10 protein-coding genes are annotated in these 12375 nt (G+C 52.2%); 3 read left to right on the top strand and 7 right to left on the bottom strand.

Translation table 11 applies throughout. The features are described 5' to 3' along the window. Positions 1 to 393: hypothetical protein (locus J7M22_08050; GenBank protein ID MCD6506565.1), on the bottom strand; the 393-nt coding region annotated here is incomplete at its 3' end. Positions 394 to 892: 499 nt separating this feature from the next. Between J7M22_08050 and J7M22_08045 the strand changes: the two genes are divergently transcribed. Then, complete coding sequence (locus J7M22_08045) at positions 893 to 3700, top strand: tetratricopeptide repeat protein (GenBank protein MCD6506564.1); 2808 nt, start codon at positions 893 to 895, stop codon at positions 3698 to 3700. A 6-nt stretch (positions 3701 to 3706) separates the two neighbouring features. On the opposite strand, the gene J7M22_08040 is transcribed toward J7M22_08045, so the two are convergent. Genes J7M22_08040 through J7M22_08025 form a run of 4 tightly spaced genes read right to left on the bottom strand, consistent with a single transcriptional unit; the run spans position 3707 to position 9320 of the window. Further along, positions 3707 to 5455, bottom strand: a complete 1749-nt coding sequence (locus J7M22_08040; protein ID MCD6506563.1) for a hypothetical protein — start codon at positions 5453 to 5455, stop codon at positions 3707 to 3709. Between the two features lie 9 nt (positions 5456 to 5464). Beyond that, a complete protein-coding gene (locus J7M22_08035) occupies positions 5465 to 6352 on the bottom strand; it encodes a DMT family transporter (GenBank protein ID MCD6506562.1) in 888 nt (295 codons plus the stop codon). A 5-nt stretch (positions 6353 to 6357) separates the two neighbouring features. Further along, positions 6358 to 8301: a hypothetical protein gene (locus tag J7M22_08030; GenBank protein MCD6506561.1), complete on the bottom strand. Its 1944-nt coding sequence runs from the start codon at positions 8299 to 8301 to the stop codon at positions 6358 to 6360. Next, a complete protein-coding gene (locus tag J7M22_08025; protein MCD6506560.1) occupies positions 8298 to 9320 on the bottom strand; it encodes an aspartate-semialdehyde dehydrogenase in 1023 nt (340 codons plus the stop codon). Before J7M22_08025 ends, J7M22_08030 begins: the two co-directional genes overlap by 4 nt. Positions 9321 to 9517: 197 nt before the next feature. Between J7M22_08025 and J7M22_08020 the strand changes: the two genes are divergently transcribed. Beyond that, on the top strand, positions 9518 to 9823 hold the full coding sequence (locus tag J7M22_08020) for a hypothetical protein (GenBank protein MCD6506559.1): 306 nt from the start codon (positions 9518 to 9520) through the stop codon (positions 9821 to 9823). An 18-nt stretch (positions 9824 to 9841) separates the two neighbouring features. Further along, on the top strand, positions 9842 to 10825 hold the full coding sequence (locus J7M22_08015; GenBank protein ID MCD6506558.1) for a calcium/sodium antiporter: 984 nt from the start codon (positions 9842 to 9844) through the stop codon (positions 10823 to 10825). Here the strand turns inward: J7M22_08015 and J7M22_08010 are convergent. Together J7M22_08010 and nifU are read right to left on the bottom strand one after the other, a co-directional pair. Continuing rightward, the gene (locus J7M22_08010) at positions 10822 to 11670 is read right to left on the bottom strand and encodes a deoxyribonuclease IV (protein ID MCD6506557.1); all 849 of its coding nucleotides are present in this window, start codon (positions 11668 to 11670) and stop codon (positions 10822 to 10824) included. The two genes, J7M22_08015 and J7M22_08010, sit on opposite strands and share 4 nt — an antisense overlap. 2 nt (positions 11671 to 11672) lie before the next feature. Then, positions 11673 to 12137, bottom strand: coding sequence for a Fe-S cluster assembly scaffold protein NifU (nifU, locus tag J7M22_08005; GenBank protein ID MCD6506556.1), 465 nt, complete (start codon positions 12135 to 12137; stop codon positions 11673 to 11675). Positions 12138 to 12375: the final 238 nt, after the last annotated feature.

The raw sequence follows: 12375 nt of genomic DNA, 5'->3' as shown, positions 1-12375 counted from the left end.
ATTACTGTCTAACAGTTTAAGAAAATCATATACAATTTCTTCATGTGACCACCCATACTTCAATGAAAATTCTATGCCAATATCAGGTTTGTTATAATCGCCAATCGCAAAATCTATGAATCCCGCAGTTCCATTTTTATCTGGATAATACTTTCCGTTCACCTTTTTATATCTACCATAGTCTAACTTCGTTTGCTCTTTATACGTGGGCCATTCCGGGTGCAAGGTAATGTTCCCGTTATCCCCTGATAGGTTTAGCATGTTATACTTTTTTTGCAATATGTGCGAGAAGAAATGGTGTAAATATCTTTCATTAAGCATCAAACCTCCATATTTTATCGATTGCGCAATCTCTAAAATAACTTTCAATACATCTCTCCTCGAATCATTCATTTTCATTCACCTCTATTTGCCCGTTTTCGCCTAACTCATTCATATATGCATTGCGTATATCATATCAATTTGGAATTATATCTGCATTGCATATATACTCATTCTGAATGCTTCTCACCTCCCAGCATATCCAGCGGACTCCTAATCTTACTCAGATTTTTGGTGCTCACATGAGTATAAATCTCTGTCGTTCTTGAATGCTTATGTCCAAGCAGCTCCTGAAGGTGAAAAACCAACCTACTTTGAAGATCAAAGAGAGCGATAAACTAACTCCTCTTCGATCCCCGTCTCATCTGACTTCCTTATTTTATCACAAACTGCCATAATTTGCAATCTCATCTTTCAGATCTTAGGAGTTTTCAACGCTTTTCGCCGGCGCTGTAGGGGCGAAAGATTTTTCGCCCGTACTAAGCGAGTGGCGAGCAGCGAATAGACCTTGTTTTGTCCCTCATCCGCGAGGTATAATTTCCTCAAGCCCAATCTTACAGAGGTGTTGTGCATGAGATCCAAAGCGGCCATCGTTATATCAACGATCCTTATCATTTTAACTCTGCCCGTTATCGCTCCGGCCGGCAGGAAGGATGAGGAGTGGCAAAAGGAGCTCCGGGGCGATTATCAGACCGTCTTGAAGGCCACCCGCAGCGTCTTGGCCCTGCATAGAGGTCTGGTCGCCAAATGGAAGGCCAAAGGGCACTTGGACGATCTGATCGCACTTTACAGACGGGATCTTCAGAGGAAACCCAACTCCGGCGAGCTTCAATACGCCCTTGGATACGCCCTGTTGGTTAAAGGGGAAGAGAGGGTATCTGAGGAAGCGGGGGAACACCTCAGAAAGGCGGTCGAATTGATGCCCCAAGACCCTCTGACACATTATACGCTCGGCGGATATTTCCTGATAAAAGGTGACCGGCAGCGGGCGATCAAAGAGTATAAGGAGTGCTTGAGGATAGATGAGAAATACTATCCGGCTTACTACGGCATGGGAAGAGCCTTCAAGGGCAAAGGCGATATCGCCTCAGCGGAGAGGGCTTTTCTGAAGGCCATAGAGATCAAGAAGAGATGGGCTCCTCCATACTACGAGCTCGGGTTGATCCGGTATGAGAAGGGGGATTACACCGGGGCCGAGAGGAGCCTAAAGAGGGCTATCAAATTCGACCCGAAATTCAGGGACGCCTATTTCAAACTCGGCCAGACTTATGCCCGGATGGGCCAGGATGATAAGGCCCTGGAGCTGTATAAACGGGGGAGCCTTCACGGCGGCTATACGCCGGAATCCCTGATGGAGCTCGCCTCGATCTTTCAGGATATGGGTAAGGCTGGATACGCCATTCAGGCCCTCAAGAAGGCGGTGGAGATCGCACCCGATCATGCTCCAGCTTATCTGCTTCTGGGAGACATCTACTACGATCAGGATGAAATCGAGACGGCCGTTAGAAACTACAAGCTGGCTATACAACATGACCCGAAGCTGAAGGATCACTTCCTTAAAATCGCCGATAGGTATTTCTCGGGCGAGCTCTCGGCCGATGAGGCCAGGGTCGCTCTGGATAAACAACTGGCGATAGATCCCCGTGATGCGTCCGCCCATCTCAAATACGCCCGTCTCGAGAGGAAGGAGGGAAATATCGATCCGGCGATAACACATTACGGGGAAGTTCTCAAGATCGATCCGAACCTTCCGGACGTCCATATGGAGCTCGGCGACCTCTATTTCGAAAGGGGGGATCGGGGCAAGGCCAGATCACAATATCTGGCGGCCATTAAGCTTAAGCCCGATCTGAAGAAGATATTCCTCGATCAGGCGCGTAAACTGTTCGAGGCCGAAAAGTTCTCCGACGCCCTCACCCCGGTTGAAAAGTTCCTTCTGATCCAACCCGATAGCGTCGACGGACATCTGCTCAAGGCGAAGTGCCTGGACGAACTGGGAGAGAGCGAGAAGGCCATACCGGAATACCTCAAGGTTCTGGAGCTCGATCCGCGAAACGTTGAGTCGCTCATGCGCATCTCGGACATCTATCTGAGGCGAAAGGAGCTTTCCAAGGCGATCGAATACCTCACGGAGCTTCTGGAGATCTCACCCGATAACCCCGAAGCCCATCTCAAAGCGGGTATGGCATACAGGGAGATGGGGAAGAGGGAGAAGGCACTCGAACATCTGCTTAAGACGGTGGAGCTCGATCCCAAAAGCTACGAAGGACATCGCCTGCTGGGCCACGTATACGAGGAGATGGGCGATAGGGAAAAGGCGATCGATGAGTATAAGCTGGCCATCGGGATAGATTCCTCCAAGAGTGATCCGTTTTTGAGGCTGGGGTGGCTATATCTGGGTAAAGGACTTAAGGATGAGGCCATAAGCTCCCTTTCAAAGGGATTGGAGATCGAGCCTCGACACCCTGATGAGCAGTATCAGCTCGCGTTGCTCCTCGACGGGAAGGGGGAGCTTGAAAAGGCGACAGAGCACTATGAGCTGGCCACCAGGTATAACCCTGACGTCCAGGAGTGGCATTTCCGCTACGCCCGCGCCTTGGATAGGCTCGCGAGGTCCGTCCAGGACTACGACAGATACGCCGTCAGGGCGATGGAGGAGTATATGAAGGCGATAAAGCTCAATTTGAACGATCCCCGTCCCTATTTTTACAGGGCGCTTATGGCCCGTCATTTCAAGCAGATCGGCGGCAAGCTCTACCGTAACGAGCTCATAGCTGAGGACCTCAAGCAGGTGATAAAGCTCCAAAAGGATAACGCCGATGCCCATTACTATCTCGCAATGACCTATATGGACATGGACATGCCGCTCAAGGCCGAGCCAGAGCTGCTGAGGACGTTGAAGATCGATCCCGAATACAAAGGCGCCAATCTCATGCTCGGGATAATCGCCGAGGAGCACCATAAGAACTACAAGAAGGCGATATCCTACTACGAGGCCGAGGTGAAGGTGGACGATGAAAACGCCGAGGCCCATAGAAGGCTGGGGGACCTTTACAGGCAGTATGTGATGGATTTCGCCTCCGCTGAAAAACACCTGAAGAGGGCCTTGGAGCTCAGGCCGAATGATGTGACGGCGATGATAAACTACGCCAACACGCTCTACAACATGGGCAAGACGATGGCTGCCATCGATATGTTCGAAAGAGCCCTTCAGGTCAAACCGGACGATCTGACGGCCAACTTCAACCTCGCCCTTCTTTATGAATATGTCGGCAAGAAGCAGTTGGCCATAGACAGATTTAAGAGGTTCCTGAAGCTGAATCCGCCTGAGAGATGGGCCGATGAAGCGCGGCAACATTTGAAAGAGCTCCAGCGATGAGTCCTTTCAGCCGACCATAACCTCCTCGCCCGGATACTCGAATTCCCCTCCCTTGCGTCTCTCGCCGAGGGCAAGCGCGAGGGTTAGCGGTCCTATCCTCCCTGCAAGCATGGTCACCATGATGATCACCTTGCCCAAGGTTGACAGATGCGGTGTGATCCCCATCGAAAGCCCCACCGTTCCGAAAGCTGAGAAGAGTTCGAAGATCACCTCTAACGGTTTATGCCCTCTCTCCACCCACAGAAGCAGAAATCCGTTGACGGCGATCAGGAGAATCGAGATTATCAATATCGAGAAGGCCTTGCTTGTAACCTCTCCCGGTATTTTCCTCCCGAACATCTCGACCGATCTCCTGCCGCGCAGATTGGCTATCAGGAAACCGATCGCTATGGCGAAGGTGCTGGTCTTCACACCGCCTCCCGTCCCGCCCGGCGAGGCGCCGATGAACATCAGGCAGATGAGAAGGAAGAGAGAGGCGTTCGAAAGGGCGGCGATCTTTACAGTGTTGAAACCGGCCGTTCTGGCCGTGACGGATTGGAAGTATGCTGCCAGCAATTTATCCTTTAACCCCCATCCGTCGAACTCCTGACCCCACTCAACGGCCAATATCCCGATGAAACCCAATGCTATCAACAGGCCGGTCACCGATAGGACGAGCTTAGCCTGAAGCGTGAGTTTGATCCTTCTCCTCAGCGGCCAGTCGAGGAAAACCGATCTCAGCATTAGCGTTAAAACCGTGAACCCGAGTCCGCCTGAGATGATAAGTGTGGTCATGATCAGGTTGATCGGGATCGAACTCCTGAAACCCATCATGCTGTCCGAGAAGAGGGAGAAACCGGCGTTACAGAAGGCCGAGACGGAGTGAAAGACGGCGTAGTAGATCCTTCTCCCCATCCCCCCAAGGACTCCCATCCGATACCAGCTCAGGTAAAGCAAAGCCGCCCCGGAAGCCTCGAAGATGAAGGTCAAGATCAGTATAGAGACGATGAAATGTGTGATGCGGTTCAGCGTCCTCGTGTTAAGAACGTCGCTCATCAACACCGTCTCACGTATCCCCATGCCTCTTCCGAGTATCAGCGCGAAAAAGGCCGTCATCGTCATCAACCCCAATCCGCCTATCTGGATCAGTATGAGTATGACGATCTGGCCGAACGGGGTGAAACCCGTTCCCGTATCGCGGACGATGAGCCCCGTGACACATGTGGCGGAGGTGGCGGTGAAAAGAGCATCAACGATCGATATCCTGTTATCCGGATAGGTTGCGCGCGGGGTCATCAGGAAGAAGGTGCCTATGAGGATCACCGAGAGGAAGCTGAGCATAACGGTCTGGGCTGGTTTCAGAGGAAGGGAGGCGATTCTATAGCTTCCCATCACACCCTGTACCAGAAGATGTAGCAACATGTAGCTCTTTATGACCGAGAAGTATAGGACGGCTATCGATTGAATGTTGAACCTCGCGAGTATGCTGAGAAATCCCGGTGTGGTCCCAAAGAACTTCAGAAACCCGATCTGCATCGCCAGGATGAATATAAGCATGAAGCTGATCCAGTTCGATCTGAGGTGTCTGATCTTATTGGCCGCCAGGATAAGCCGGAGGAAGGTTTCGATTACGAAATAGAGGACCACTATGACGTAAATTAAATTCATGGCCTTTGAGAACCCCGGCGAAAGGCTGAATCCGCCTACATCCACGAGGAGGGAGAATATGGCGAGCAGAACCATTATAGCGGTGAAGATCGTAAAGATCCTTGTCATATCGCGCCCTCAAGCTGTGTGATCCTTCCGCCTGGATGCCCTTCGGGCGGAGGGGAGCTGAGCTATGAGCATGGCCGCCAGGATAAGGGCAGCTCCCAGCCATTGGCGAGCTGTGAGGTGCTCACCCAGGAACAGATAGCCGAACATGGCAGCGAAAACCGGCTCGCCGGCAAATATGATCGCCGTATGTCCGGCGGAGATAAGAGGTTGAAACCTGTTCTGAGCCCAAAATGCCAATGCTGTGGCGAAGAAACCCGTGATAAACAATCCCTTATACACCGACCATGTCCTCGGATATTCCAATCCCTCAAAAACCACCATCCCCAAACCGCTTAAGATCATCACCACCCCTATCTGCGTGATCAAAATAGGGACGTAGTTGGTCGGACGTGTGTAGCGGTCGATGAGGAGGATGTGCATGGCGAAGGAGACGGTGCAGAACATGGTAAGGAGATCGCCGGCGTTCAGCGAGAACCTCCCTGTCTTCCCCGATCCGAAGACGAGAAGGGCAAGGCCAGCTATCGATATGAGGGAGCCGAACCAGGTGGCCCTTCGCGCCCGCCTCCGAAAGAGCAAGGAACCCAGCATAGGAACGAGCACCACCGAAAGGCCCGTGATAAAAGCGCTGTTCGTAGCCGTGGTATAATTAAGCCCCAGAGTTTGAAACCAGTATCCCGAAAAGAGCGCCAGACCTATCAACGCCCCCTTAACCCAGAGGGAAGCGACATGTCTCAGGCGCGGCCTGAATAGGAGAAGCAGAAGCAGAAGGGCAAGGGCAAATCGATAAAATAGAAAGGCGAATGTGCCTATCTCCTCGAGGCTCTCCTTCACCAATACAAAGGTCCAGCCCCAGATGAGGGCGACACACAATAGGATAAATCGGGCTAATAGGGTCATCACCTTCAGATGAAAATCTTGTAATTTCTGAACCCAAAGGCCGGGCCCAGTATCGCCCATATGCTTCCCAGGACGTAATCGCCCAGAATCAGTCCCAGGAAGAACGGGGCAGCTTTTCGATGTGTCTTCAATCCGCCCATTCTGAGGAGGATGAATTTGATCAGCCAGCTGACGAAGAAGGCAAACCAGAAGTAATCCATGGCGTAGCTTATGGCGAGGGCATATCCCGCCGGATGGAAAGGCCACCATACAAAGCGCATACGCATGGCCATGAGGATGAGGGTGAAGATCAATCCGCCTCCCATATATGAAAGCCTGATTTTGTCCGGATCGGAGGGGAACTGGAGCCATCTCTGCAGCCTGTTAAACGCCTCCCATCCGACCCAATCCTTAAATCCGACCGCCTTGGCGTTTGCGCCCTCACGGTAGTCCACATCCAAATTGGCCCAGTATACCGAAAAAAGGCTCACCACAATGGCCACCAGCATCGCCACCAAAAGCCCTTTATTGCTCATCCGCGAGTTTTCGGCCATCTTGAACGCCTCAAGCTGATTGGGCATCGGATGGTTACGAAAGCCTCGGTTGAACCAGTGTAACATTGACATGACCGTCTGGCTTGCCGGGGACATGTTCTTGGTGCCGATCATGTAGCTCATTATGTAAAGCGGGTTGACGAAGTGATCGCCCGCCGAGATCTCATGTGGTGTTCCCAGCTCGGCCCGAACGCGGGTTATAGCGAAGGCGATCAACGTATACATCGACAGGAAAACGGCCGCCACCCAGAGCTGAGAGCCGGCCACATACAGAAACCAAAGCAGAAATCCGGCTGATAGGAAAAAGCCGAAGAAAGCCCATCGATACGGTATGGGCTCGTTCGAATCATCTATCTCCGTCGACAGACCGATTGCCTTTTTAAACGCCTCTACGAGATGTTTTCTGGTGGTCCATACCGCCACGAAGGCGAGGGCGAACCACGCCCCGGAGGCCTGTTCGCTGAAATACGGAAATCCCCTCAACCCAAACGCCCTGCCGAAGACCTGCTCCATCATCCTGAAGACGAAGAAGAACCAACACGAAAAGGAGAGATCCAACGGCAGGAAGAAGGCCAGCCCTATGGCGAAGGGATACATGGATATCCTCGTCCACCTCAACGCATCCCAGGGTTTATCGGTGAAGACATATCCGATGTTGGTGAGCTTGATATATTTTATCTTGGGTATGGAGGGATAGATGTAATTCAGGCCGTTGATGATGTCTATGGCGGCCGCGAGGGCGAATCCCGCCCACATGATCTTATTCCTGAAAAGCGTCGATCCTCCCTCATGCGTCATGCCAAGCGGCAATTGTATGATGGGATAGGCCAACTTCTCCTGCTCCGTCCATCTCTTCCGGATGATCACGTTGAGGCAAAGCAGCATGAAGACCAGCACGAGAAAGAATCCGCCCCATATCGCCAACGGCCTGACCCACGGCCAGAAGTTCTTCCCTATATACATGCTTGATTCGCCCATGTAGTACCCCTCCAGCACCGATTTGTCCTTGACCGTCAGCCAGGAGGGGATATATCTGAAAAAGAGCTGTTCCCATTCGTTCTCAGGGGTGGCGAACCAAAAGGGATGAGCTATCTGGCCGAAGAGGTTCTGGAAGGTATCGTGACCGGCGAAGGTCATCGATACCACCAACATTATGTATATCACGAGAAGTTCAACCTGGTTGAAAGCGGAGCGAGGGAGGAAGCGTTTGAGCAGAAAGTTAAAGCAGGTGACGAGAAAGAGGATGAAAACCGGCTCGATGAAAAGCGGCAGGCACGACCCGTCCAGCGAGTAATATTTCACCTCGACCACGGTCACCCAGTAGACGTTTACCGGTATAAGCAGAACGCCGATGAGGAGCGATCGCAGTGTGACCTTGAACCGATCATCCTTTCGCTTGACGAACTTCTCCCTCATAAACCTTCCCCTATCAGCAGCTCAGCTATCTGGATCGCGTTCAGCGCCGCTCCCTTGCGTAGGTTATCGGAGACCACCCACATGTTCAACCCGCACTCGATCGTATCGTCCTCCCTGATCCTCCCCACGAACACCTCATCTTTGCCGGCCGCATCAACCGGCATCGGGTATATCTGCCTCGACGGATCATCCTGAACGATAACGCCAGGCGCCTTGGAGAGTATCTCCCTGGCCTCATCCGCCGTTACTTTTACCTCCGTCTCTATGTTCACCGACTCGGAATGGGCGTAGAAGACGGGAACCCTGACTGTGGTGGCCGTAACCTTTATCGAATCGTCCTCCATGATCTTCCTAGTCTCGTTGACCATCTTCATCTCCTCTTCGGTATATCCGTTGGGCAGGAAAGCGTTCGACTGTGGGATCTGAGGCAGGGCGTTGAAGGCGATCTGATAGGGGAATTTCTCGCAGACGACCGGTTTACCCTCCAGCGCCGCCCGGGTCTGTTCTCTCAACTCCACCACGGCAGACCATCCCGCTCCGGAGACGCTCTGAAAAGTGGTGACGACCACTCTCCTGATGCGAGCAATATCATGTATGGGTTTAAGAGCCACCACCATCTGAATCGTCGAACAGTTCGGATTGGCTATTATGCCCTTATGTTTGAAGGCAGCATGGGGGTTGACCTCGGGAACAACAAGCGGAACTTCGGGATCCATCCTGAAGGCGCTTGAATTATCGATGACAACACATCCCTTCTGAGCGGCTATCGGCATAAACTCTCTGCTGACGGAGCTTCCCGCCGAAGCGAGAACGATATCCAACCCATCGAACGAATCTTCGGTCAACTCCTCGACGGTGATCTCCTCCCCCTTGAATGGCAGCTTTTTCCCGGCCGATCTGCTGGAGGCGAGAAGTCTAAGGGATGCGACCGGAAACTCCCTCTCCTCCAGTATCTCCCTCATAACCCTTCCCACAGCGCCTGTGGCGCCAACTATGGCAACCCTATACCCACTGCTCATATCAAATCCAACCTCATCCTGAACTGGAATTCGGGCTATATTCTAACAAACATCCTCCGCTCACGCAAGATCGAAGTGAAGAATCACGATCCACGTCATTTGACATGGGAGTCCATCAAACGGTATACTACTACCGTTTGTTCTGAAAGCCTCGACCCCCTATGGGGAATCCCATGAGATGGTAATGAGAGGATGAGATGGAGGAGGAAAGGAAGGTTATCGTCTGTTCCTTCTGTGGAAGGATGGAGAAAGAGGGGGAAAATTTCATAACCGGCTCTTTGGGCGGAGCCATATGTAGGGAATGTGTGGAGCTATGTGAGGAGATAGTAAGGCTCGGCAAGGATCAACTTGAGGCCGAGATCCTCTCGCCGGAGAGGATAAAGGAGATGATCGAAGCGCAGGCCGAAGGTAAGCTTACCGTCACGGAGCCCGGCATCGGTTACTGGACTAAGAGAGATAACCGTATAACTACCAAGGGAACCACCGTTCAGATCTCTCAATAGATAGAAGGAGGCGATCGGTTGGAGGCGACGATCCTCGCCCTGCTGAAGTTAGCAGCGGGAATTATCCTTATCACGAAAGGAGCCGATTGGTTTACCGAAGCGGCGGTCAGAATAGCCGAAGCGACCCATGTGCCCAGGGTTATAATCGGGGCGACTATAGTAAGCCTGGCCACCACAATGCCGGAGTTCACCGTCTCGACCTACTCCGCCCTGACAGCAAGGGCTGATTTCGCCGTGGGGAACGCCATCGGATCAACGGTGTGCAACATAGGACTGATCCTCGGAACCTGCCTGATGATCCGGCCGATGCTTATAGACCGCCCCTCGCTGACCTTTCAACAGGGGCTGATCATGGTAGGGGCAGGCGGTGCGGTAGCCCTTTTGGGCATCAACGGGGAGCTTTCAAGGCTGGATTCAATACCGCTTATCCTGGGCCTTGCAGGATACATATATTATTCAGTGCGCGCCGCCAGAAACGAAAGGAACAAAGCGCTGCTGGAGCTGGTTGATATGGCCGACGGCGATGTGGAGGAGTCGGGAATCAACCTTCGAAGGGAGATCCTCCTCTTCTTGTTGGGAGCGGGATGTGTGATCTTCGGCAGCAGATGGCTGGTCAACAGCGCTGAGCTGATCGCCCGCAGATTAGGGGTGCCTGAGCTGATAATCGGTGTGACTCTCGTCGCTCTGGGAACCTCACTGCCGGAGTACGTCACAGCCCTGACCGCCACGATTAAAGGATATCAGGAGATATCGGTCGGCAATATCATGGGAGCCGATATATTGGACATCCTATGGGTTCTAGGCGGAACATCGCTCGCCGAAAAGTTGCCCATACAGGATCAAACCAAAGTGTTGGATTTTCCCGTTATGCTGTTGCTCATGATCATGCTCACGCTTTTCGCCAGAACCCGCAATAGGATCAGCCGCTTGGAGGGATTCGCTCTCTTCGCCGTCTACGTCATCTATCTGACGGTGATGTTTATGAAGTTCAGGGTTCCCTAGGGAGAGGATTCGACGAGACCGCGTAGGATCTCGAGATTCCGCTCGAACATCTCCAGGGAATCAGGCGTCTCCAACACCCCTGGAAGGGAAGAGAATCTATCGTCATTGAGCAGCATCCTGAAGGGATCAAGTCCCATCATACCCTCGCCGATGTGTTCATGTCTGTCCTTACGGCTACCGGATGGAAATTTGGAGTCGTTCAGATGAAACGCTTTGAGCTTCTCCAACCCTATTATATCCTCAAATCTGCCCAGCGTCTCATTATATCCTTCCGGCGTGGTGATATCATACCCGGCAGCGAAGGTATGGCATGTATCATAACATACGGCATATCTACCTTTAGGCTCCGCCGCGTCGAGAACATATCTTATCTGTTCAAAGGTATAACCCAGGTTGGTTCCCTGGCCGGCGGTGGTTTCAAGCAGGACGATCACGTCCGGCGCCTCCGCCATCGAGACGGCGCGGGAGAGATTTTCGACGAACCTCTTTAACCCCTCCTCCTCACCAGAACCCAAATGTGAGCCCAGGTGCGTGACGAGATATCTTATACCTAGAGCCTGGCATCGCTCCATCTGATCGACGAAGGAGGCGACGGATTTATCGATCGTTTCGGGCTTAGGGGAAGCGAGGTTGGTTAAATAACAGTCATGTCCCAGTATCTCCATGACGGAGGAGTTCCGCCACGCCTCCCGGAAGGCGTCGATCTCCTTTGATGTGAGGGGTTTCGCCCTCCATGAGCGGGGGCTACGTGTGAAGATCTGGATGGATTGACACCCCAACTTCTCGGCAAAGGCGATCGCTTTATGTAACCCACCGGCTGCGGGAACATGAGCGCCTAAGAGCACGGCTATTCCTCCTCTTCTCCTTCCTCAGCCAGATCGCACCTTTCCAGATCATTATCGGGAATCTTGAAGGGCGGATCCTGACCCATGCGTTTGTAATAATCGGCAAGGGCGGATTTTAAGGCTTGTTCGGATAGAACTGAACAGTGCATCTTAACTTTTGGCAGGCCGCCCAGCGCCTCGGCTATAACCTTATTCGTGACCTTAAGCGCCTCATCGATCGTCTTCCCCTTTATCATCTCAGTGAGCATCGAGCTGGTGGCTATAGCGGCCCCGCAGCCGAAGGTCTGGAACTTGGCATCCACTATTTTATTATCCTCTATCTTGATGTAGAGCCTCATTACATCGCCGCAGACCGGGTTTCCAACGGTCCCGACGCCGTTTGCATCCTCGATCATCCCGACATTTCTCGGATTAAGAAAGTGCTCCATCACCTTTGAACTGTATTGTGACTGAAAATCAGAAACCATCGTATCACCCTTTATACATCAAGATGGTAAATCAATAAATAGTATAACACCTGAATTCAGGCGCGGTCAAGTTATTCTAGGGCTTTTCAATGATTGTATGATTTAGTATACTCAGTAGATCACAATGACTGAGAATCATCGGGTAGGATGAACATTATCTGCCACTATCTTTTCACTTTCAGTGATCATTCAGGCTGTCAAGTAGGCAGCGAGTTGGTCGACGGTAGCACCGGAGCGG

The organism is Candidatus Poribacteria bacterium (assembly GCA_021162805.1).
Classification (GTDB): Bacteria; Poribacteria; WGA-4E; order B28-G17; family B28-G17; genus JAGGXZ01.
This window is presented reverse-complemented; position numbering and strand designations above follow the sequence as displayed.